16 protein-coding genes and 2 pseudogenes are annotated in these 22,083 nt (G+C 59.7%); 10 read left to right on the top strand and 8 right to left on the bottom strand.

Annotation, left to right across the window (positions count from 1 at the left end; translation table 11 throughout):
• Positions 1-13 precede the first annotated feature (13 nt).
• From ACOABP_RS28540 to ACOABP_RS28525, 4 genes are all read left to right on the top strand, one after another.
• Positions 14-385, top strand: coding sequence for a single-stranded DNA-binding protein (locus ACOABP_RS28540; protein WP_474231123.1), 372 nt, complete (start codon positions 14-16; stop codon positions 383-385).
• Positions 386-485: 100 nt separating this feature from the next.
• Entirely contained in the window at positions 486-788 is a 303-nt protein-coding gene (locus tag ACOABP_RS28535) for an ArsR/SmtB family transcription factor (protein ID WP_066742938.1), read from the top strand.
• Between the two features lie 69 nt (positions 789-857).
• On the top strand, positions 858-1,868 hold the full coding sequence (locus ACOABP_RS28530; RefSeq protein WP_474231121.1) for a zinc-dependent alcohol dehydrogenase family protein: 1,011 nt from the start codon (positions 858-860) through the stop codon (positions 1,866-1,868).
• Between the two features lie 327 nt (positions 1,869-2,195).
• The gene (locus tag ACOABP_RS28525; RefSeq protein ID WP_474231120.1) at positions 2,196-3,698 is read left to right on the top strand and encodes a tripartite tricarboxylate transporter permease; all 1,503 of its coding nucleotides are present in this window, start codon (positions 2,196-2,198) and stop codon (positions 3,696-3,698) included.
• Positions 3,699-4,071: 373 nt separating this feature from the next.
• Here the strand turns inward: ACOABP_RS28525 and istB are convergent, their stop codons facing one another.
• The 3 genes from istB to ACOABP_RS28510 all read right to left on the bottom strand — a co-directional run bounded on the left by istB (position 4,072) and on the right by ACOABP_RS28510 (position 7,883).
• On the bottom strand, positions 4,072-4,851 hold the full coding sequence (gene istB / locus ACOABP_RS28520) for an IS21-like element helper ATPase IstB (RefSeq protein WP_474224958.1): 780 nt from the start codon (positions 4,849-4,851) through the stop codon (positions 4,072-4,074).
• A complete protein-coding gene (gene istA, locus ACOABP_RS28515; RefSeq protein ID WP_474224957.1) occupies positions 4,848-5,861 on the bottom strand; it encodes an IS21 family transposase in 1,014 nt (337 codons plus the stop codon). Before istA ends, istB begins: the two co-directional genes overlap by 4 nt.
• A 537-nt stretch (positions 5,862-6,398) precedes the next feature.
• Positions 6,399-7,883, bottom strand: coding sequence for a RepB family plasmid replication initiator protein (locus ACOABP_RS28510; RefSeq protein WP_474231118.1), 1,485 nt, complete (start codon positions 7,881-7,883; stop codon positions 6,399-6,401).
• Between the two features lie 1,532 nt (positions 7,884-9,415).
• Here ACOABP_RS28510 and ACOABP_RS28505 point away from each other — a divergent pair.
• The 5 genes from ACOABP_RS28505 (at position 9,416) to ACOABP_RS28485 (ending at position 16,882) form a co-directional block, all read left to right on the top strand.
• A complete protein-coding gene (locus ACOABP_RS28505) occupies positions 9,416-10,624 on the top strand; it encodes a ParA family protein (RefSeq protein ID WP_474231116.1) in 1,209 nt (402 codons plus the stop codon).
• Positions 10,621-11,595 carry a ParB/RepB/Spo0J family partition protein gene (locus ACOABP_RS28500; RefSeq protein ID WP_474231115.1) on the top strand — a complete coding sequence of 325 codons (975 nt, stop codon included), beginning with the start codon at positions 10,621-10,623 and terminating at the stop codon, positions 11,593-11,595. Before ACOABP_RS28505 ends, ACOABP_RS28500 begins: the two co-directional genes overlap by 4 nt.
• Positions 11,596-11,890: 295 nt before the next feature.
• The gene (locus ACOABP_RS28495; protein WP_474231114.1) at positions 11,891-12,877 is read left to right on the top strand and encodes a hypothetical protein; all 987 of its coding nucleotides are present in this window, start codon (positions 11,891-11,893) and stop codon (positions 12,875-12,877) included.
• A 2,818-nt stretch (positions 12,878-15,695) separates the two neighbouring features.
• Positions 15,696-16,088: a 2-dehydro-3-deoxygalactonokinase gene (locus ACOABP_RS28490; RefSeq protein ID WP_474231390.1), complete on the top strand. Its 393-nt coding sequence runs from the start codon at positions 15,696-15,698 to the stop codon at positions 16,086-16,088.
• Positions 16,089-16,570: 482 nt separating this feature from the next.
• Positions 16,571-16,882 (top strand): hypothetical protein, encoded by a 312-nt coding sequence (locus ACOABP_RS28485; RefSeq protein ID WP_474231112.1) that lies wholly within the window; start codon positions 16,571-16,573, stop codon positions 16,880-16,882.
• A gap of 259 nt (positions 16,883-17,141) precedes the next feature.
• Here ACOABP_RS28485 and ACOABP_RS28480 read toward each other — a convergent pair whose 3' ends face one another.
• The 5 genes and pseudogenes from ACOABP_RS28480 to ACOABP_RS28460 all read right to left on the bottom strand — a co-directional run.
• Entirely contained in the window at positions 17,142-17,537 is a 396-nt protein-coding gene (locus ACOABP_RS28480; RefSeq protein WP_474231111.1) for a RidA family protein, read from the bottom strand.
• 97 nt (positions 17,538-17,634) lie between these two features.
• Complete coding sequence (locus ACOABP_RS28475; RefSeq protein ID WP_474231109.1) at positions 17,635-18,591, bottom strand: Bug family tripartite tricarboxylate transporter substrate binding protein; 957 nt, start codon at positions 18,589-18,591, stop codon at positions 17,635-17,637.
• A gap of 25 nt (positions 18,592-18,616) precedes the next feature.
• Positions 18,617-20,122, bottom strand: a complete 1,506-nt coding sequence (argH, locus tag ACOABP_RS28470) for an argininosuccinate lyase (RefSeq protein WP_474231107.1) — start codon at positions 20,120-20,122, stop codon at positions 18,617-18,619.
• Between the two features lie 286 nt (positions 20,123-20,408).
• Positions 20,409-21,311, bottom strand: coding sequence for a LysR substrate-binding domain-containing protein (locus tag ACOABP_RS28465; protein WP_474231389.1), 903 nt, complete (start codon positions 21,309-21,311; stop codon positions 20,409-20,411).
• A 245-nt stretch (positions 21,312-21,556) separates the two neighbouring features.
• Positions 21,557-21,802 (bottom strand): annotated as a pseudogene (locus tag ACOABP_RS28460) (succinylglutamate desuccinylase); the annotation flags it as partial.
• Position 21,803: 1 nt separating this feature from the next.
• On the opposite strand from ACOABP_RS28460, the pseudogene ACOABP_RS28455 reads away from it, so the two are divergent.
• Positions 21,804-22,050, top strand: a pseudogene (locus tag ACOABP_RS28455) (helix-turn-helix domain-containing protein); the annotation flags it as partial.
• Between the last annotated feature and the right edge of the window lie 33 nt (positions 22,051-22,083).

The raw sequence follows: 22,083 nt of genomic DNA, 5'->3' as shown, positions 1-22,083 counted from the left end.
AGCGAGGTAAAGAATGATTGATGGTCTGATTGGCGGCAAGGTCTACGGAAAGTCCGCGGAGCGCCAAGGGCAAGGCGGCACGACGTATGTCACAGCTAAGGTGCTCGCCCCCACTGGCGACGGCGAATCGCTGTTCGTCAACGTCATTGCGTTTAGCGACGAAGTGCGGGCAGCACTGCTCGCGCTGGATGACGGCGATTCCGTTGCCCTGTCTGGCACGCTCACACCGAAGGTTTGGACTGACAAGAACGGCGATGCCCGTCCAGCGCTGGACATGGTGGCCCATGGCGTGCTGACGGTCTACGACGTCAATCGAAAGCAGCAGGCTGTTCGACAGCAGTCAGCACCGACTGGCGCAGACGGCCTGGAGGACAGGTCTGTCTAAAGCAGGGCTGAATAGATCAAAGGCGGGGCGTCAGCCCCGCGTTACTCATCGAAACGGCACCTCACATTGACATATCGGGAAATGCCGATATACTGCCCGCATGGACTTGCTCGAAATTTTCAAAGCGCTCTCGAACCGCACTCGCCTCGAGATTTTGCGCGGCTTGAAAGATCCCGTGAAGAACTTCCCGCCCCAGGATGAGGGCGACGTTCACACGGTGGGCGTTTGCGTGAGCAGCATTCAGGAAGGTGTCGGCCTGTCGCAATCGACGGTGTCGGATTACCTTGCGACCCTCCAACGCGCGGGGCTGGTCGACGTCCAGCGCATTGGGCAGTGGACCTACTACAAGCGAAACGAAGCCGCCATCAATGCCCTCGCCCAGTTGATTGGGAAGGAGCTGTAATTTTTTGTCCGGATATATCGATATTTCTCGATATCCCGTTTTACCGAAACGAACTGGAGATAGTTCGCAATGAAAGCACTGGTACTGAAAACATTCGGCGGCCCCGACGCGTTCGAACTTTGCGACGTACCGAAACCCGCGCCTCAGGCGGGACAAGTCCTGGTCCGGGTCGAGGCCACGTCGATCAATCCTCTGGACTATCAGGTCCGGCGCGGCGACTACGCTGACCTGGTGCCACTGCCCGCCATCACCGGCCATGACGTCTCTGGCGTCGTCGAAGCAATCGGCCCTGGCGTGACGGCCTTCCACCCAGGCGACGAAGTCTGGTACACCCCGCAGATCTTCGACGGCCCAGGAAGCTATGCCGAATACCACGTTGCATCCGAGCACATCGTAGCGAAGAAGCCCGCGTCCCTGAGCCACGTCGAAGCGGCAAGCTTGAGCCTCGCGGGCGGAACGGTGTGGGAAGCGCTGGTCGCACGTGCGGCGCTACGCGCGGGAGAAAGCATCCTGATCCACGGCGGCGCGGGCGGCGTCGGCCATATTGCGATCCAGGTCGCGAAAGCGATGGGAGCCAGAGTGTTCACGACCGTACGCGACGCCAACTTTGCGTTCGCAAGACGCATGGGCGCCGACGTGGCCATCGACTACCGGAAAGAGGACTACGTTGACGCGATCCTGCGCGAAACAGGCGGCCGTGGCGTGGATGTTGTGTTGGACACCATCGGCGGCAATACGCTGTCCCGCAGCCCCGACGCCCTCGCCCAACTGGGCCGCGTGGTCACGATCGTCGATACCGCGCAGCCGCAGAACGTGATACAGGCATGGGGCAAGAACGCGAGCTACCACTTTGTGTTCACACGGCAGAACCGCGGCAAGCTGGATGAACTGAGCGCGTTGGTCGAGCGCGGCCAACTGCGGCCGCACGTAGGCGCTGTCTACTCCCTCGCCGACATCCCCTTGGCTCACGCCAAACTTGAGAGTGCCAACAACGGCCTACAGGGAAAAATCGCGATTGCGGTCGGGCCGTTGGCGGAACGCATTGCCCCTGACGGGAAGTCGCATCCGGCGGGCGTTTGATGGTTTTTGCTTCATTCGCCCGAAAGGGGCCGGCTCATACGACTCATGTGTCGGCAAATACCCGTAAACAGAGACACCTGAAAGGTGACTGAAAGATCCAGCCTCTAGATCAATTCTATCGAGTTGCCATCCGCGTGCCCGCGACTGGCCCAGTTGCGAGTGTTCTGGTGCTGATTGGTTCGTTGTCGGGCAAAGACGGGGGACCATCTCGCGCACTGGGATCTGAAGGCGGCGTGGGCTGTTATCAGCCTGGGCGCCTTCGTCTAAGGCATCAACCCGCAAATGTGAGCGTGGCAGGCATTCATTGCCAGTTGAGGGAGCCGCAAGATGGAACTGATTCAACACCTCGGGCTCGGTTTTGCCACAGCGCTGTCGCTGCAAAACCTTGTCTACGCTTTCCTGGGCTGCGTGCTGGGTACCCTGATCGGCGTGCTACCGGGCATCGGCCCGCTGGCCACCATCGCCATGCTGCTGCCAGTGACCTACACCCTGCCGCCGGTGGCCGCGCTTATCATGCTGGCCGGCATCTACTATGGCGCCCAGTACGGGGGATCGACCACCGCCATCCTGGTGAACCTGCCGGGCGAGTCGTCGTCAGTGGTGACCACCATCGACGGCTACCAGATGGCGCGGCGCGGTCGTGCCGGGGTGGCGCTGGCCACGGCCGGGCTGGGCTCCTTCTTCGCCGGCTGCGTGTCCACGCTGATCCTGGCTGCGTTTGCCACGCCGCTGTCCGAACTGGCCTTCAAGTTCGGTCCTGCTGAGTACTTCTCGCTGATGTGTCTGGGCCTGATCGGCGCCGTGGTGCTGGCCTCGGGCTCGCTGGCCAAGGCGGTAGCTATGATCGTGCTGGGCCTGCTGCTGGGCCTGGTGGGTACCGACGTGAACTCGGGTGCCGCACGCTTCTCATTCGATGTACCGGAATTGACCGATGGCGTCGATTTCGTCGCGCTGGCCATGGGCATGTTCGGCTTCGCGGAAATCATCTCCAACCTGGAGCAGAAGGAATCCCGCGAAACGTTCACCGACCACGTCACCAACTTGTGGCCGACCAAGGCAGACTTCAAGCGCATGATTCCCGCCGTGCTGCGGGGCACCTGCCTGGGCTCGGTGCTGGGCATTCTGCCCGGCGGCGGTGCGGCGCTCGCTTCCTTTGCCGCTTACTCGCTGGAAAAGAAGACATCCAAGTACTCCAGTGAATTCGGCAAGGGCGCCATCGAAGGCGTGGCGGGCCCCGAGTCGGCGAACAATGCTGCGGCGCAGACCTCATTCATCCCGTTGCTGACGCTGGGCATTCCGCCCAACGCCGTGATGGCGCTAATGGTGGGCGCGATGACCATCCACAACATCCAGCCCGGCCCGCAGGTGATGACCAGCAACCCGTCGCTTTTCTGGGGCCTGATCGCCTCGATGTGGATCGGCAACCTGATGCTGATCATCCTGAACCTTCCGCTGATCGGGATCTGGGTCAAGCTGCTGCAGGTGCCCTACCGCTTTCTGTACCCAGCCATCCTGGTGTTTTGCTGCATCGGCGTGTACTCGGTCAATAACCAGACGTTCGACGTCTTTACCGCGGCTGGCTTCGGTGTGGTCGGCTATCTGTTCATCAAGTTCAAGTGCGAACCGGCGCCGCTGCTGCTGGGCTTCGTGCTGGGGCCGATGATGGAAGAGAACTTCCGCCGGGCGCTATTGCTGTCACGAGGCGAATTCAGCGTCTTCTTGACCCGTCCGCTGTCGCTCGGGTTGCTGATTGCCGCAGCCGTGCTAGTGGCGGTGGTGGCCCTGCCCTCGATTAAGGCCAAGCGTGAGGAAGCCTTCCAGGAGGAATAGCGCGGCGGCCCGTGCATGGGACGGCTCAGCCCTCAGTCACGGTAGAAGCGCGGGGGGCAGCCAGCGTAGAACCATCGTGAGGAATCGCTTGCCAGAGCCGCGTCCGAAACCGTTCCCGTGGGCAGTATCAAGCTTGACCCGATCGCACACCACCCAGACGCGCAGGCCTGTCTGAACAGGAAGGCTGAGCGCATTGGCTCCCACTGACGCCGAATGAAAAAGGGGCCAAAGCCCCGAGCGTTCACAGCAACCCGCGCTCGGCTGTCAACGCCGATTTAAAACTGACCCACTTTTGGCGTGATCGCCGAAGTAAATCTGACCCACCCGGGCCTCTCTGGCCGCACGCCAATATCTGGTGGTGCGACCCCGTCAATTACACCTGCATCGCCTTCCTGACCGCCTGGCCGGCCTTGCGTTTGTCCTTGAGCCGGAAGCTCTCGCCCATGATCTGTACGATGTGGGCGTGATGCAGCAGGCGATCCAGCATCGCCGCAGTCAGCGTTTGATCGTCAGCGAACGCGCCTGCCCACTGTGTGAACGGCAGGTTGCTCGTGAGGACCATCGACCCGCGCTCATAGCGCTTGGCGACGACGTTGAAGAACAGATTGGCCTCGTCCCGCCCAAACGGCAGGTAGCCGATTTCGTCGATCACCAGCAGCTTCGGACCCAGCACCGCCCGGTTAAAGTATTCCTTGAGTCGGCCCTGCGACTTGGCTGCTGCCAACTGCATCATCAGGTCGGCTGCGGTGATGAAGCGGGCCTTGTGGCCGGCCATCACCGCACGCTGGCACAGCGCCAGCGCAATATGCGTCTTGCCCACGCCGCTAGGACCTAACAACACCACGTTCTCCGCACGCTCGACGAAGGTCAGATGGCCCAACTCCACAATCTGCGCTTTGGGTGCGCCGGCGGCCTGAGCCCAGTCGAACTGCTCCAGCGTCTTGATGGTAGGCATCGTCGCCAGCCGGCCCAAAGTCGTGCGCTTGCGTTCCTCCCGGGCCTGGTGCTCACCGGTCAGCACGGCCTCGAGGAAGTCCGCGAAGCTCTTCTCATGACGCGCGGCGTCCTGCGCCAGCGCCGGCCAATCGCTAGCCAACCGGACTAACTTGAGCTGGTCGCATAGCGCGACGATACGATCGTGCTGCAGGCTCATTGCGCAACCTCCAGCAACGCGTCGTACACGGCTAGCGGGTGCTGCAGGCTCTCTATGGGCATGGCCACACGCTGAGCCTTCTGTAGAGGTGCGTTGAGTGCTGGCGCCGCCAGCATGACCGCTCTCTCCTCAGCAAGCCGCACGGCCGGCACAGCCCTCGTGGTGGCGTGGATTCGGGCGTTTGCGACCTCGTCGAGCCAGCGGCGTACGTGCATATTGGCCACGTTCGCGTCCAGGCGAAGTCCGCTGGCTTCCAGCGTCGCCGCCAACGGCACCACGAAGCTGCCCTTGAGGTAGGCGTTAAAGCGCTCCACCTTCCCCTTGGTCTTGGCACGATATGGCCTGCAGAGCCGGGGCGTGAAGCCGCAGGCCTCGGCCAGTTCCATCAGTTCGCTGTTCCATCGGTGCAGGCCTTCGCCGTATGCGTCGCGCTCAATGACCACCGCCTTGGTGTTATCGAAAAGCACGTGTTCCGGGACGCCACCGAAGTAGTCGAATGCCTCGCGCAAGCCGGCGCACAGCGTACGCGCATCCTCGCCGGCCGTGGCGACGAACTTGACGAAGCTCGCTCGGCTGTAGCCCATCGTTGCGACCAGCGCCAGCAGCGGGTCGCGGCCCCGGCGAACGTATGTGAAGTCGGCCTGCATCTGCTTGCCCGGCGCCGTCTCGAACCGGATCAACGGCTCGGGTTCACTCGTCTTGAGGGGTGCCAACCATGCCTTGAGCTGGCTAATGCCACCGTCGTATCCCCGCTCGCGTATCTCACGCAGCAGCACTGTTGCCGGAATCCATCGGGGCCGTGCCTGCGCGATCCGCTCCTGCAGATACGCCTTGTATTCGTCCAGTTTGCAGGCGCGCGGCTCCCGCGGACCATACCGTTGTGCTGTCTGATCTCGCAGGTACCGGCGTACCGTGTTGCGAGAACACTCCAACTGCCTGGCGATCGCTCTGACGCTCTCGCCCCTTCGGGCCATGACTCGAATCTCCACTGCTTGCTCCTGGGTCAGCATCGGCAGCCCTGAAAAAGCCGCCATCGTCACCCAAGTGGGTCAGATTTACTTCGGCGCAGGGGGGGCAGTTTTACATCGGCGCTAACACTCGGCAAACGATCCCGTCTTGCATCCACCCACGATGATGTGATCGAGTGAAAAATACTGCGACATGACGGTGCTCCGGTTGCGTGGGCGGGATTGCCCGGAACCGACGCCCCATGTCGATAAGCGCAGCCGTCAGGGGGACAATCCGCCCGCAGGATGCAAGCGCGATAGCACGATCGTGCGCAGCCCTTGACGGCGAGCACGCCATTGCAAGGTGGGACGACACAGCAAGCCCCCACTCACTCACCACTACCCTCCCCCGCATTTCTTTCTCTGGCTCTTCCGTCTTTGACGGGCCGACCGGTCGCTGGTCCGGTACCCATGCGACACGCCGCGGCCCAATGACGAAGGGGCCGCATCAGCGACCCCTTTTCTCTCGGCAACACCGTCGTTGCGCCACAGGTCGGCGCCACTGGTCGGCGGCGCTTCCGGTTTCGCAGCGGTAGCGACCTATGCCGCCACGTTGCCGGTCAACACAAAGGACAACACATCGTCGGCCGTGGGCATGCCCCAGGTTTGATCGGCGAGCCATTTGTAGAAGCTCGTCTGGGCGACCTTGGTCGGCCGCTTTCGGGTAACAAGTTGCAGGTCCGCGGTCGCACACTGATCGTTATACCGGCCGATGAGCGGCATCTGCTCCTCGGCGGCCAGGCCGACAAAATACGCCTGTGCCAAGGGCAAGCGCGCGGCGATGTAGCGCTCCATCGCCTCTTGTGCGGACTTCGCTGGCGGTGGCGATGCGACCACCGGTTCTTCGGTCGCGCCCGTTGTCGCACCCACTGTCGTGCCCATTGCCGACCCAGCCCCTGCGGCCCTTCCCTTTCTAGCGTGGGCCTTGACCCCATCCTTGCCGCCACCCGCGCCGTCACCCATCCCTTGCGCCAACCTGTCGGCCAGCGTCTTGCGGAAATACGCGGGCACATTGTCGATCGCCGCGGCGTCGTTTGCGGACGCACGCGTGCGGACGTGAGTGATCGCTTCGTTCAGGGTCCCATGCGGGTGCAGCTTGGCGAGCTTGCGCGCCTCACTTGCCGGCAAGCCCAACCCGATGATTGCCTGGATCAGCTCGCCGAAGTCGGCCCCATCGTTAGCGGCCCCATCGTTAGCGGCTCCATCGTGAGTAGCGCTATCGTGAGCGGCCTCATCGTTATCAGCCTCGCCGGCAGCGGCACTGCTCGCGCCCGCCTTTCGCGTGATCTTGAACTGCAGCTCGGTGACCGAGCGACCGACCTTGTGCTCGATGAGCTCGAGGTAGTGATCGGACACGTCGCAAATCTCCGCGACACAGGGGTTGAGCACCGCGCGCTTGAAGATCTTGTATTCCTTGTACTTGGTCTCGCTCTCCTCGCGCCCAAGGATCAGATTTCGGAAGACGGCCAGCGGTATACGCGCCGTGATCCCTGCGCGTTCGTAACGCACCGTGTTTTCCCAGAGCGCAAGCGAATGGGCCCGACGGAACAGCTTCGCGATCCGCATGTCGATCATCGCGTAGCGCTCAGGGTTCAACAGTTCTTCACGGATCTGGGGTGCAAAGGAGTACGACAGCAGGGAGCCCGTGATCCGCGCCCCCGCCAGCAGGGTTGAGCCCGTCCAGGTCGCTGTCCCGTCGCTGTTAAGTTGGTCCCAGTCGACAACCGTACGCATCAGCGACTTGGCCGTCTCCTTTATATAGGTGGTGTCCTTGGTGGTAAGCGCAAGGTTGGCCATCATCTCGGGGATCGAGATCTGGAAGGTCTCAACCGTCCCGGCCTCCCCGAGGCGATGTTCGATCGCATTCTTGATGAGCGCGTTGAACAGGCGTCGTTGCTGCAGCGTGAGCGAGCCGCCGACCGGTGAAACGTGGATGGCCTGGACCGCTTTCTTGAAGGGCTCCGCCACCTCCGGCTGCTGAAACAGGGTGATCTGGCTGCCCTTGGGTGCCTTCGCGCGTGCCATCGGTTGTGCCTGCGATGTGTAGATGGGTGAAATGTTAGACGGGTCGCGTTCACCTATCAAGATGACGCGCGTGGCGTGTCGGTCCGGCAGGTGAAACGAGTCAAATGACACGCTGCGCCCGATCTGACAGATGAGGCGCCCCAATTCTCTTCACCTTTACGAATCTCACCATCCCCAAATTTCTTCACTGTTGCGGCCTCATCCCGCATTCAGGCCCGTCCGGCGGTCGCAAAGAGTAACGGCGTTGGGGTAAACGTTGGGTTCAAGGTGAACGACATTGGGGAAATGTGTCGCTCAGATGTGGACCATGGCCGACCCGCGGCGTGCCATCCCGGTTCTGAGCGTGCGAGCTCCCCAATAGGGTTCACCTTTCCCGCGAACATGGCTGCGGTCGGATTAGCGCATCGAGCGTAAGTGAGTGCACGCACCCTTCTACATATCGGATCCGGCGTGGCACCCTTCCCCAAACCTGTGCACCTAAGCGGCACCCCAGCAGTTCTTAAACGATGCTCACCCCCTAATTCGTTCACCCTCGATATTCCCCAAATCCTTTCACCTAACGGTGCGTCCGCCTAGCAGCGAGGGCTGCTGACACGCTGGGACGCGTCTGATTTCACCTCGCCCGAAATCCTTTCACCTTAATCCTGCATTTGGAAATTCCCCAATAGTGTTCACCTTGTTGGAAATCAACGGAAGCCTTTTCCCCATTCGTGTTCACCTAATTGCAAATACCGCAGGGGCTTTCACCGCAATACTATTCACCTTTTCTCGCCGCGGCTCCTGCTACACGCCGCAGATATCGTTTTCCAGCAACCAGATAGGTCTTTCGATGTTTCGATGGCCGGTGTAATGCGCTATTCCGGCGCTTGATCAAAAGAACAGATCGCATTAGGAAATAGGTGAACATTATTGGGGAAGCCATACCGTACGTATGCAGCCCTTTGGTTTCGGCGTGTCGTGGCGTCGACGACCAATCCGCCGCCCTTGCTCGTTTTTTATGTGAGCAGTCACTCTCTGTATGTTGCAGCCTATACCATGTTCTTACCAGCAGTCCAGGTGCTGCGTCGTCTGCCGCCGACGCGCCCGCGCCCGCGATCAGGCGGGTCGCTTTGACCGGTCAGGATACGTCCCTGCTTATACAAGGAAAATCTGCTGACACTTGGTCTTCTCGAAATACGGCGGCTTCTGCGTAAGGTGTGACTGGGATCCGGGGCGCCGGACCCACGTCGCGCATTCGTGAAATGCAATTGGCGTTTGGGAAGCACGGACACGAAATGCGCACCCGCGCCAATCCACCGACCAACGATGATTTCAGGGGTTAAATCGAGGACTGCCACGCCCCTGCAATGGAAAATCAACGCCGGCTGACACAAAAATGACGCGTATACGCATCGGAGTGACGTAAACCTCTTGCGGTTTACGTATACGGTCGCTATTCTACGGCCAACCATTTAATTGACGGAAAGCGTCTAAGTTTTCGGTTCGTCGTCAGTCAAGCGCTTCGGGACCTTTCCAACGGATTTACAACTGTTATGGCACGCACGAGCTTACTCAAGGCAGAACTCCCGCGCCCAGACTTTTCAGACGACCACGGCCTGTCAATCGACGGGCTCGCGGCCGTTGCTGCGCAGGCTAATGACGTCTTTGGGCAGATTCGGGATGCCATGCTGGAACCCTACCCCCGCAAGATCCCGCCGACGTTTACCAGTAGCCAGATCGCCTCGCTGTGCGGGGTTGACAAGGCGCGCTTCCATTATCTTGCCACCAAAGGCGGCTTGCCGGCGGGCACCTCGCAGGGCAACGGCCGGGCCAAGGTATTCAGCCTGGAAGATGCCATCACGTGGGTGCAGCACGCCAACGGCCGGGCTAAGCGGCCGGAAGGCCAGCGCGGGCGGATCGTCACGGTCGGTAATTTCAAGGGCGGTGTGGCCAAGACCACGACCGCGGTCTGCTTGGCGCAGGCCTTGACCCTGCTCGGCCGACGCGTCCTGATTGTCGACTGCGATCCGCAGGGTACAACGACCCAGCTTTGCGGCTGGGCCCCGGATGCCGAGATTGCCGAAGAGCAGACGCTGCTGCCGCTGATCTATGGCGACCAGACGACGCTGGACTATGCCGTCCAGACGACCTATTGGCATAACCTGGATCTGATCCCGGCCTCGTCGGCACTGTTCGACGCGGAGTTCGAGATTCCGTCGAAGGTGCTGTCCGAGTCGGGCTTCGAGTTCTGGGACATCCTGCGCAAGGGCCTGGTGCCGCTGTCCGAGCAGTACGACGTGATCGTCATCGACACGCCGCCTGCGCTGAGCTACATCACGATCAATGCGCTAATTGCCTCGGATGGCATTCTGATGCCCTGCCCGCCCGACGGGCTGGACTTCGCCAGCTCGACGCAGTTCTGGCACCTCTTCTCGGATATCGCGAAGAAGCTACCTGGCGTGCTCGAATCCAAGCGCTATGACTTCATCAACATCGTGCTCACCAAGGTGAAGCAGGATGCGGTGTCGCGGGTCGTGCGTGAGTGGATGGTCAAGGCCTACGGCAATCGTGTACTGAGCATCGAGATTCCCGAGTCATCGGTCCCCAAGGGCGCTTCGGCGCAGCTGGCGACCGTCTATGACCTTTCCAAGCCTGACGGCAGCGTTGAAGCGTATCAGCGCTTCCGCGACCCGCTGGACAAGCTCGCCCTGCATGTGGACGACCAGTTCGTCAGGGCATGGACAGAAAGGAAAGAAGTATGAGAATCGGCGACAAGTTGTTGGCGAAGACCGCCAACATCGCAGTCAAAACCAATACGCCTAAACCCGAAGCCAACGAGCCCAAGACATCGCCCGGCCGCATGCTGGCTGCGCAGTCGGCCGTCGCGGCGGCCGAGCGCCGGGTTGCCGAGCTTGAAGCGAGCGTTGGCAAGGCCGTCGAAGTCGCACTCGACGAGATTACCGAAGTCCCCGGGCGTCGGCGCAAGCTCACGCCGGAACAGTACGCTGAGCTGCGGGAGAACCTGCGCAATAACAAGCTGGTTCACCCGATCACGCTCGTCGTACGAGGCGATGGCAAGAAGGAACTCGTAGCCGGTCACAACCGGTTTTACGTCTTCAAGGAACTCGGCCGGGACGCGATCCCGGCGGTGTTCGCCGATCTGGCGGACGTCGAGCAGATCGAGGAAGCGGCGTTCTATTCGAACCTGCTCTCCCCGTCGCTGCCCGACTTCGAGAAGTACCTGGGGTTCCAGAAACACGTCGACCGCACTGGGCAGTCGCAGCAGGATATTGCGGCGGCCGCAGGCATTTCGGCCGGGCACCTGAGCAAGCTGTTCTCGTATGCGCGTTTACCCGAACAAGCCATCGCGGTGGTGGAAGCCGCAAGCGATCGCGGTCGCTTGGGCGTAAACGCGGCTTACGAGATGGCAACGTTTTTGGGGGAGCACCCGGACCAGGAAGCCGCGGTCACGGAGGTCGTGGAGAAGCTGCTGAGCGATGAGAAGGTCACGCAAAAGCAAGCCATCGCCCTCCTCCACGCGCGCGTGCGGCAAAAAGCTGCTGCGCCGGCGGCTGCGGAAACGCATCGGATCAAAGTGGGAACGCGTGAACTGTGTGCGGTGACGACTCGTAATGGGACGGTCACGCTGAAGTTCAAGAAGGCCGAAGACGCACAAGCCTGGGAAAAGCTGGTGCGGGAGTTCATTGAGACCAGCGTCGAGACGAACAACTAAAAAGCAGGATTTCTGCCTTTTACAACACACGAGAGAGTGAAGCGAATGAACTAAAGCGCGCTTTTGACACATCCCTCACCACAAAGACAAAGGCCTGGGCGGGAACCCAGGCCTCTGCTGAGATTCGGACGGGAATCCGAAACTCGATTTGGTGGAGTTTGAACAGATCAAAGCTCAACCTACACGTATCTACGGCGGGAACCGTGAACACGAGTCGCAACGAGTGTTCAGTGTAGCGAGAGATTTTGCCTAGTCAAGCTCCGGAGGGCGTTCGTCCTTAAAAATCGGAGTCAGTATGACTATTGCGCAACGCTACGCGCCGGGCGAGGCTATTGCTCGCCCTTCTCCTCTACCACTCGCGCTTATTGAAGCCCGAGCTGCCGTATTCGACCCGCTGAATTGCCTGGACCTCGGGACTACCGCCCGTCGGGTCCTTTTTGGCATTCTGCGATTCTTCAATTTGTCTCGCCCCTCGTCGTCCATCTGGCCCCGCCGGGATTTGCTACGCGCTGAATCTTTGCTCACCAGCGAGTCGTCCCTCTATCGCGGCCTGGCGGATTTGCAACGGCATGGTTACGTCGTCCGTGAACAGATCCGCATTGCGCGCTCCGGGCGATTCCACGTCTCTCCGGTTCGACTCACAGAAAAGGCGCAAATTCTTCTCGGTCTCGTCGGGCGGTCATCAAGAGAAGATAAGCGTCGAAAAGTTATCCACAAGGAACCGTCTCTCACAGTGGAAGACGGCCAATATAAGGAACATACCAACGGACGGAAGTCTTTACAGAATTCATTCGCAAGCGAGCCGCCCGGAGATATGGGCTCAGCTTCCAAGGTCCCGCTCCCGCTGATCTGGTTACTCAAGCTCGGATTGACTGCCCGTGCTGTGTTCTCGCTCATGGGCATCGCCAAACGTCATGGCAAGCGACTGGAGGACATTGCTACGGCATTCCGTGAACGCCTGTCGACGCTTTCCAGCCGGGAGGCATACGCTTACATCCGATCGCTTGCCGGAAAAGACCTGGACTTTGCTGCGATCGCTTCGAGCAAGGAAGGAGCTATCCGTGCCGCCACCGAAGTGCAGAGTGCGAAGAACCTCTTGAGTTCGATTCTCGCGAAGTCGCATGGGTTGGCGGTCGTGAAGCGTGACGGGACCAGCTTGGGACGAATTGATGCGCATGCCCAGGTCGTCATGGGGCAGGGCGGCTCGTTCCCAGTGAACCTGCGCTTCGCGCTGGCTGTGCAGAGGGGGCAGGTAACCATTCGGCGCTCTTCGCTTGGCTAGCTTGCGCCACAGGTCCGGCCACCGCGGGTAGCCCAAGCTTGACTCTGGGGAGGCGTCACGTCCGGGTTATCACGGGATTCGCTCGGGTAGGAATACCGGAGGCGGGGGCGGAAAGCTGCGTGCGCTTCCGTCCAGTGTGTTTTGCTTGCGGTTTCAGGCTACGTCGGCGAGAAGTCCGCGCTGATGCTTCACTACGAAACTTGGCGGTCCAGCGTGGTCAACGAATGGGCGATGCGGGGGTGCCTGCCGGATGGCGAGGGACGACAGGGCAGGGCGCCCCATCGATGCGAAGCGCTCCGTTCGTGATTAGGTCAATGAGACGTTGCGCATCTAGGAATTGCCTCTAATCAGCGGAAGCGGTGACTCCAAAGCCTCAATGACCGATTTCTAGTAGAAACCCAATGAAATCAATGGGTTATGAAACCAGCGGTTTTTTGACGTCAGGAATGTGATTTGGTGAAATCCTCATTCGAAATTCCTAAGTATTTGATTTTTAAGGATTTCTATTAGAAAGTGGCTTGTTGTGCTTCGGGTTTGGGGTGTTCGCGAGTCGAAAGAGTCGCCGCAGGAATGATAGGACTGGGCCTTGGGGCGGCAGTTTGGCGGTCCGGGATATGGATCTAAGTGCGCGGTGCTGTGAACGAGCTTTGCGGCGTCGTAAGTCCGAGTATTGCTATCCCTTTCGAACCGATTGCTCCTTGGGTTCGCATTGCTGGGTGGCGATGGAGGAACGGTGTTCGGGTAATCAAAGAGTTGACGCCGAACTCTGACCGTCTAGCAGGGCGGCAGAGATTTGGAAACGCGTCAGGGCGGATCGTCCCGTTTGGAAAAGGGTAGGGCAGTCCAACGTACGTGCGGAGATCATTCAAGGTTAGGCTGGAAGAACTGCGCATGCGGTCCGTTCAAATTTGTCGCGATGAGCCAACGGCACGGTCAGACGACGTAGGGGCGGATGCTATCCATTCCCGTACCTCTACGGTCATCCCAGGTCCATATGCCTGAGTATGTGGGGTGAGGCTTGGGGTGAGCGCGACACAGCGCCTGTTGACCCAGTTGGGCGGCCGTTGCCTGCGATCCACAGCGGCCGCGGATGCATCCTGGACCATGCGCACACTTTGCATCGGCAGCGGAAAGCAACATGGTTAAGTCGCTAGAGAAACCCAGGGGAGGCTGGCCTGCCAGGCCAGCCAGTCGAGGCGATGGATGTCGGTTTCTTGGCGGCGGGGCTTACGCCAGCATTTCCGACAATCCGGTGGGTGCGCTACTCGCTAACCGGTGGGCGTGAAAGCTTGCATGTCTGGGTCCTGGCGTCGGGCGCGTCTTCTGCGTGTTTGCGTGCCCGCCATCAGCTCCCGCGCCGCCAGACGTCGAGAGCAACACCGGTGAGAGTTGTTGTGAAGGAAGATCCAATCCTTTGTCGACCGAAATTACGACGGTCGTCGACGAAGGGTGATCGTTGGAAGCTAGCACTGATTGGGAACAACGATATCGATGCCTTCCGGTCTCCTCGCAAGGCGGAGGAACGCATCCGTGTGGAGCGAAGGCAGGCTGGGTCAAACCGCGCGAGAAAGGCTGAGGCGCAGGCTTTGGTGGGGAAGGGGACGCCTTGGGTAAGAGATGTGTGGCGCCGTGGGAGCGCAGGATTCTTCCGCTGCGCGGATTGTTGCTCGCGGCGGGTGGTTTTGTGGACTTTTCCTGTTGGGTGCGGATGGGAAGGCCGCGATGCTGGTGTCGACACGAAGAGACGGTGAAGACATTACGACTACGGCTCAATCAAGGTGGATCTGGCGTGGAACGTTGCGAGCAGTACCGCCGAACAAGCTTTCGCAGGAAAGCCTTTGCCGTCGGCCCCGTGCGTGGAGCGTAGACGTCCCATTCTAGGTCCTCACCCAACTGGGCCGCTGGCGCGTAGGGGCGATACGGAGCCGAGCCGACGTGGGCGAGCTTGTTGCGTACTCAGAAGGAGGTATGGATGATCTGAGGCGTTGTCCGCTCGCGCCTAGGAGTGCATTGGCTCGTCCTCTCTAGGGGGGACTTCCGAACCCTCGCGTCAGTTGACCGGTAAGTCCACAAACTCAGTGCGAAGGACTATGTGCACGTCGCGCGTTGGTGAGCAGGAGACTCCGTCGGCCAGGCCATGAAGCTTGACCATCAGTCTGGGCGAGCGCTCGAGGGCGCTGATCGTCGCGTGGTTTGCTGTCGTGCGCGGAGGCGTTGTGCTAGGGATACCGCGACCACAGCTATGCTCGCTGCATTCCTCGGCAATGCGTCCATCAGCGATCGAGGTATCCGCTCAATGAACATTGGCAGCCGAAGTGCGTCTGTTTGATCAGCTTATGTGTAACAACATGTAACCGACGGGGGATGCTGCGGAGGAATATTGGACATCGCTGTTGGACCCAATGCGCCGGTCCTCTAAAGAAGACAGCTGGAGCAGCTTGCTGGCAATGTGCTTCGACGTTGCCGTCGTTGGCTGTAGCATCCGTAGGCGTGGAAAAGCCCTTACGCTACCCAACGGGCCGATACTCTCGCGACCGAGAGGGTCGAAGCGGTAATGTTGAGAAGCACTTAGAAGATAAGACGTACGCCATACATCAGGTAAACGACTTAAGTCATTGTTTTTATTAAGAAAGGCACTGTTTCAAAAATCTGCAGGTCACTTTTGCACACATAAATGCAATGTAAATTATTTTAATGCGCGGTTTCTGGGCGCCACACTCAGGTCTCTTGGGCACGACCTTGCATGTCTCGACGAACTCGCTATCCCGAGCGAAGCGAACTGCAGTGCCAAAGCTGATGCGCGCCTTATTGCGCTGGACTGGGGGACATCCTCGCTAGGAGCGATGCCCCTTGGCGAGGAAACCGCCTTGCTCGACGCCCGCGTTGCGCCACTGGGGATCAGCAGATCGTCGAGGGCGGTTTTGAAGCAGTCTACCGTTCGGTAGTCGCAGACTGGCTGGTTGAAGCAAAGCTTCCGGCCATTGCTGCCGGGATGGTGGGTAGCACGCAAGGTTGGCTAGAGGCGCCGTATTGCCAAGGGACGGCCGGCCCGCGCGAACTCGCCGGTCGATTGGCCAAAGTCGCGTTAGCTGATGGCGGGGTCTTGCATCTGGTGCCGGGTGTTTCGCTGACTGCTGATTTGCGCCGAATCCTGACCCACCGGGGGTGCGGATTCGGTGCAAATCAATATTCAAGTGGCTTCCTCGGCTGAGCTAGGTGCATCTTTGGGTGTGGCTGCCAGCAACTCGTGGAATCGCTCGTGAGCGACATGCCGCTGGACTTCGTTCTTGAAGCTGTCTTTGAGTTCGCGGTCCAGTATGTGATACCGGCGAGACGCTTCGTTCCAACCACATTGCGAAGCGCTGTTCCGATTGCGCCGTCCCAGGGCTCTTCTCATTCTTCGTCGCCGAGCCAAGCTAACTCCGCTTGCTGTAGTGGAATCTCGAAAAGACTCTCAGCCTAAGGTGAAGCGGCGGAAGTAAATGAGCCGGGCCTCAGGGCAACATTCGCGTCCCATCCAGGAGGGCATGGCACATCCATGTCCTCTTGGCACTTCGCAAATCTGCCGTGGTTTCCGGCCCGCGAGGTGTCCTAGCTCACGATTATCCATTTTTAGCCACATTTCGTTACGGTTTGGACTTTCTATAGTGGACGGATACCCTCCCGGCCCCATATAAGAAGAAGCGCCTTACCGTGAATCAGGAATCACCCAGCGACTCGGAGCCCGGAAGTTTCGACGCCAGTACCCAGCAAGACCTTTACCGGAAAGTCGGCTACTACGACTTGAGCGCATATACCCAACTCACCTCCACTGGCACTAGCCAAGGTTTCGTTCTTGTCCGCCACCATACCCTTGTCGGTACCATTCAGACGACGTTCCGCGCTGGCAAGGCCCAGGCGAGGAGCTTAGATGCAATCGCGTTGGCGCTCGAGAAACTGGACCACCTTGCCGAGATTGCGCCGGAACGCGGCTTGTCGCTAGGGGAGGCCGAACAGTCTCTGTGATAGGAATGCGGCTAATCCGTTGACCTGCTCAAGTGCTCAACTAGGAGTGCCACGGAGCCAGACAGGGCTCGGGCTGCGCTTGTTGCGATGAGAAGTCTCCAGTCTGCCCCGCATCTGAAATCCGTATGGCCTTCAGGCCCATTGGCTCAAATGTGCGACCCATGTGGTCGCACTTCTCGTGCGGTGTACTCGGTCTCCATCAATCCCACTGCCAGCGCCCACGAGACCAAGTGGAACTCAGGCGAACGACGGCTTCGACTCATCCTCGTCTTACCGCCACGCATTTGATCTCGACGAGCAGGCCGGGATGGGCAAGCTCGGAGACGCCTATCGACGTCCATGCGCACGTGCCACGGGGAAAGACTCGATTCTTTACTTCTCGGAATACTGGCATGTGCTTGACCATCTCGACGTGATACGTCGTCATATCAACAACGTCGTCGAACGAACATCCCGCCGCCTCGAGCACCAGGCGCAAGTTCTCCCAGCAGGCTAGGAATTGCGCTTCTGGGTCAGTGATAACTTCGAGTTCTGCAGTGCGTCCGACCTGTCCGGCGCAATAGACGATGGCACCGACTCTCACTGCGGGCACATAGCCGGCGCGGTCTACGATGCGCTGCATCGAAGGGGGAATTACCAGTTCGCGATCTGTCATTTGGATCTGTTCTTTCAAGAGCTAAAAAGCCCTCCCGGAGGGGAGGGCTCGACATCAGCTTGTCAGGCGACGGTACATTTCGTGAAAAAATATCGGTTCAGTCCAGCGAAATCTTGCCGTGGTCGATGACCTCACTCCAGCGCTTGCTCTCCTTGTCCATCAGCCGCGCCATATCCGCGCTGGAGCCTGGATACGGTCGTGCGCCTTGCTCTGCCAGTTGCGTAATGAAGCGCTTGTCTTTGGACGCGACAAGGAGGGCGTCCTGAAGTTTCTTCACGATTTCAGGCTTCGTCCCAGCAGGGGCCATGAGGCCGTACCAGGACTCGACAACCGCATCCTTCACCCCCGCCTCGGCGAAGGTTGGTACGTTGGGAATTGCTGGGTCACGCTTCTCGCTGGCGACGGCCAAGATGCGGACCTTCCCGGACTTTGCATAAGGCAGCACGTTTGGGAGATTCGCAAAGATCAATTGCACTTGGCCTGATAGCAAATCCACTCCTGCGGGGCCGGCGCCCTTGTACGGTACGTGTACAAAGTCGGCGCCCGTTTTGGACATGAACAATTCGCCGATGAGATGATTCATCGAGCCCATTCCGGCCGAGGCCATGTTCAACTTGCCAGGATTCGCTTTCGAGTAGCTGACGAGCTCCGAGACGCTCTTGGCAGGCGCATTGTTCGATACGGCCAGTACGTTAGAGACGGTCGCGAAGGTCGCTACTGGAATGAGCTGTTTGGGATCGTAAGACAATCGCTTGGTAAGCAGAGGCTGCACAGCTTGCCCCATCGAGCCTAGCAAGAGGGTATAGCCATCGGGGGCCGCTTTGGCAACAACCCCAGCGCCAATTGCGCCTCCTGCGCCTGCCTTGTTGTCGACGACGACTGGCTGCCCCAATTGTTCACCTATATGCTCCGCAACGATGCGTCCCATTAGGTTGACGGTGCCGCCAGCTGCAAAGGGCACGACCAGCATGATGGGCTTCGTAGGGTAGGTCTCCGCATGCGCGCCTACGGACAATGCTGTAGCGGACAGGAGTAATGCAATAGACTTCAACATACTAGTGTCTCCTTGGTAGCCGGTTTTAGGCAACCAGTCTGGCAACGGCTTCGTTGAGAGCAAACTGTGCGCAAATCAAGCGGCTGCGCGCTTCACTTGCCCATTGTTGATCCGCAGCGCGCTCCTCTGCGGCACGCTCCAGCAACCGAGAGACATGTTGTGGTCCAACACTGCCCTCGGTAACTCGGGTCTCCACAAAGCGGAGCGGATCGAGTGCTTCCCTGACAGCAGCATCGCCCAAGTTCAGTGCGATACCGGTAGTTTCGACCGCTGCCTCGTCGAGACGAGCGCTGGTAAGTTGATCGGGCGTCAATCCTTGAGCAACGGAATTGCGGATTGCCCGGGCGACAATGTGGTGTACCTGCCGGAATGACAAGCCACGGTCGCGCACGATGACGTCCGCCAAGTTGCTTGCGGTGCACCAGCTTCCCTTGAGTGATTCCGCCATGTGGTCTTTGTGCACGATGAGCGTCTCAATGACCCCCGTGAACAAATCGAGCATTCCCTCGGTCGTGGCGAGGGCGTCGTCGATATGAGAGACGGTACGCATGGCCTGGTCGCCTGTCCCTTCTGCTCGGAACGTTGCCAGTGCGGAGCTTAGCCAATTCACTGCAGGCCCGGCTGCCTTCCTGATGGTCTCCAACGCAACGGGGTTCTTCTTCTGCGGGAAGATACTGCTCGTGCCACAGTAGCTGTCATCGCACTCCACCAACCCGAATTCCGTGCTCGACCAAAGGTGAAGATCGGTAGCCAGGTCGTTCAGATCAGCCATGATGAAAGAGAGCGCACAAATGGCATCGGCCGCATCGAACGCCTCGCGACCGAGTTTCGAATTTTCCACTTGACCATCGAATCCAAGCAACTCCGTCGTGCGCGCTCGGTTGAGCGGCCACGATGTGCCGGCAAGGCCCACCGTTCCAAGTGGATTGCGGTTGACGCGACCGTACGCTTGGGCTAGCCGCACAAAGCTGTCGTGTAGCCGGGAGCTGAAGCTGAGGAGATAGTGCCCAAAAACCCAAGGTTGAGCCTGCTGCATATGGGTGTAGCCAGGCATGATTGTGGCCGCGTGACGGCGCGCCTGATCCGCGATGGCGCCTTGGAATTCGAGCAACCTGTCCATTACGTCCAGAATCCGGTTGCGCTTGTACAGCCGGCGTACGGTGGAACCCTGGTCGATACGACTACGGCCGGTGTGCATTTGGCCGCCGACGTCTTCCCCGATTGCCGAGAAAAGATACGACTCAATTTGCAGGAGGAAACTTCCTTTGCGTGCGTCGACAGGAAAGTCCGATGGCTCGATATTTCGAATCTTCAGCAACTGCTGGAGGATGGCACGACCGGTTTCCGCCGACAGAATGCCTTCTTCCACAAGCATCGTGGTATGTGCGAGATCCACGGCGACGAACTCGTGAAACTGTTTGCGTTCGCGATCGAGCCCGGGCAGGGCGTAGTGCTTAGTTAGGCGTGAGGCCGGAGGCGAACTTAGCCGCGCTTCGGCAAGTAGCGTTTCGTGGGAAGTCGAGGATGTCATGGTATTGAATGAGGGGAGCGGGCCTGCTCAGTAGCGGCCCTACTCGACCCTGCAAAGTCGAATCGGACGACCCCTCATCTGGTGCGTAGAAGCAAGTCGCACCGGGAGAAAGGCTGGAATGAATCTCCGCAGAAGACCATGTGCGGTCGCCTTGCGAGTCCAATTCCATGACGGGATGATGAATTTACGGTGGGGAAGACACAACTACAGGTGCGGTTGGACGCGCATAAGGAAATCTTCTGCTGCACACCGGCGGCAGCGCGTTTGCAATGAGTCGGATCGAAACCTACGGCGCCACGCTGGCCAGGAAGAGAGACTTGATCACCTTTATGAAGTCCTCAACAACCTTCGATCGCGGTTGATGGGAAGGAAGGACAATCGAGAAGTGGAACTGAACGAGGGGGGACAGTGGGCGCCAAACCACACCTGGATCACACGCTCTGCGCGCGGTAAACGGATCCACTACAGTCAAACCGAGCCCGCCTGCTACAAGGCTGCAGGCCACGTGCCCGAGAGAGGTGACAACCGAACGCTTGCATGTCACTCCCGCGGCGGCAAGTTCAGCCTCCAGTCGCATCCTCACCGTACTGTTGGCGCTGAGCGAGATAAGCGGCTGGTCTTGGAGATCCGATATTTTTAATGACTTCTTGCGAGCCAACGCATGGCCCCGAGGGAGCACGCAGACTGCCGCGACGCTTGGTAGCGGAAAGACGTCTACGCCGGGGTATTCGTCTCCGGCCATCTGAACGAAGCCAATATCGATTTGGTGTGCTGCGGCCAGCTCCAATACGCCCAGGGAGTTTCGAATGTCCAATGAGATAGAGACTTCGGGGCGGGAGAGTGCGAACTGCTTGACTCCCTCGCTGAGTAGACTCAGCCCCAGTGTATGCATAGACGCAACTCGCAGGGTGCCGACGCGCGCGGATTTGAGGTCCAGCGCCACCCGCTCGATCTGCTCCATGCCCTGATAGAACCGGTCTACTTCACGGAAGAGGCGCAGGGCTTCCGCCCCGGGGATAAGGCGATTGCCTTCCCGACGAAAGAGGCGAATCTCTAATCTCTTCTCAAGGTCCCTGATGAGCGCGCTTACCGCAGGCTGGCTGATTTTCAGCCGCTCGGCGGCAACGGTCATGCTGCCGGACACCATGACACTACGAAAAGCTTCGATTTGGCGGGGATTTAGTGACATTGATGGCGAGGCGAGCGATTTTTGGCAAGGGTAATCAACCTCGCACCTTGCTGCAAGCGCCATGGCCAGTTCGGCCCTCGCTTCCCGCTGTCTTTTGGGCGGGCAGCCAGGAGCTGCGTTCTTGCAGAACGTCGGCGCGCGAGTAGCCTCGCACGCGGCGCCAACGGTCCATCCTGGTGGCTCAACACGAGTCGATCGCAGTACGCTGAGTGCGATTGCCGCTCAGCTTTACTCAGCCTCTTTCGTGCATACGTGTCGGACACATCGCGTTGCCCTCGGTGCTCCACTGTCACAGCGATGCTGGCGGATGGAATCGGATATTTCTCGCCGAACGCCGACTGAAGCTGATACCAGGTGTAGCTGTGCGCCTCATCGAACGAGTACGCGCCGGAATCCAGCGCTAGAAGGCTGGCCTGGGCGTTCAAGTATTGCGCCAGTGGTTCGACTTCCTTCCAGTTCGCATCCCCGGTGTAGAGATGCATTGCCGCCTCCCGCGCGTTCCTGCCGATAACCGGCAAAACGCCTGCAAAAGCAGTTGAGGTGTTGCGGGTCGAGCTAACGCGCCGAAGAGTGGAACGAGGTATGGAGCCGATTGAGCAAGTCGCCTACTCGGTTGGATTCTCTGATCCGGAGCGTATGCGCCGGGGCGTTCATACGGGTCGTGGGTCACCCTCCGCAGAGCCGGTCGTCGGATGGCCGCTTGAAGAGAGAAAGCAGGGGAATAGCGGCGGAGCACTGACGTGCCGTACTTGCGTTCCAACCTGACGGCTTT

Source organism: Cupriavidus sp. HE11 (assembly GCF_056097175.1).
Note: the sequence above shows the minus strand (reverse complement) of the source record. Positions and strands in the feature narration are given on the sequence as shown.

What these genes read in the sequence shown, in the direction of transcription:
- ACOABP_RS28480 (WP_474231111.1), bottom strand. Translation starts at nt 17,537, where the DNA reads ATGACAGATCGCGAACTGGTAATTCCCCCTTCGATGCAGCGCATCGTA.
- istB (WP_474224958.1), bottom strand. Translation starts at nt 4,851, where the DNA reads ATGAGCCTGCAGCACGATCGTATCGTCGCGCTATGCGACCAGCTCAAG.
- ACOABP_RS28525 (WP_474231120.1), top strand. Translation starts at nt 2,196, where the DNA reads ATGGAACTGATTCAACACCTCGGGCTCGGTTTTGCCACAGCGCTGTCG.
- ACOABP_RS28505 (WP_474231116.1), top strand. Translation starts at nt 9,416, where the DNA reads ATGGCACGCACGAGCTTACTCAAGGCAGAACTCCCGCGCCCAGACTTT.
- ACOABP_RS28500 (WP_474231115.1), top strand. Translation starts at nt 10,621, where the DNA reads ATGAGAATCGGCGACAAGTTGTTGGCGAAGACCGCCAACATCGCAGTC.
- istA (WP_474224957.1), bottom strand. Translation starts at nt 5,861, where the DNA reads ATGCTGACCCAGGAGCAAGCAGTGGAGATTCGAGTCATGGCCCGAAGG.
- ACOABP_RS28530 (WP_474231121.1), top strand. Translation starts at nt 858, where the DNA reads ATGAAAGCACTGGTACTGAAAACATTCGGCGGCCCCGACGCGTTCGAA.
- ACOABP_RS28465 (WP_474231389.1), bottom strand. Translation starts at nt 21,311, where the DNA reads ATGTCACTAAATCCCCGCCAAATCGAAGCTTTTCGTAGTGTCATGGTG.
- argH (WP_474231107.1), bottom strand. Translation starts at nt 20,122, where the DNA reads ATGACATCCTCGACTTCCCACGAAACGCTACTTGCCGAAGCGCGGCTA.
- ACOABP_RS28535 (WP_066742938.1), top strand. Translation starts at nt 486, where the DNA reads ATGGACTTGCTCGAAATTTTCAAAGCGCTCTCGAACCGCACTCGCCTC.
- ACOABP_RS28540 (WP_474231123.1), top strand. Translation starts at nt 14, where the DNA reads ATGATTGATGGTCTGATTGGCGGCAAGGTCTACGGAAAGTCCGCGGAG.
- ACOABP_RS28475 (WP_474231109.1), bottom strand. Translation starts at nt 18,591, where the DNA reads ATGTTGAAGTCTATTGCATTACTCCTGTCCGCTACAGCATTGTCCGTA.
- ACOABP_RS28495 (WP_474231114.1), top strand. Translation starts at nt 11,891, where the DNA reads ATGACTATTGCGCAACGCTACGCGCCGGGCGAGGCTATTGCTCGCCCT.
- ACOABP_RS28510 (WP_474231118.1), bottom strand. Translation starts at nt 7,883, where the DNA reads ATGGCACGCGCGAAGGCACCCAAGGGCAGCCAGATCACCCTGTTTCAG.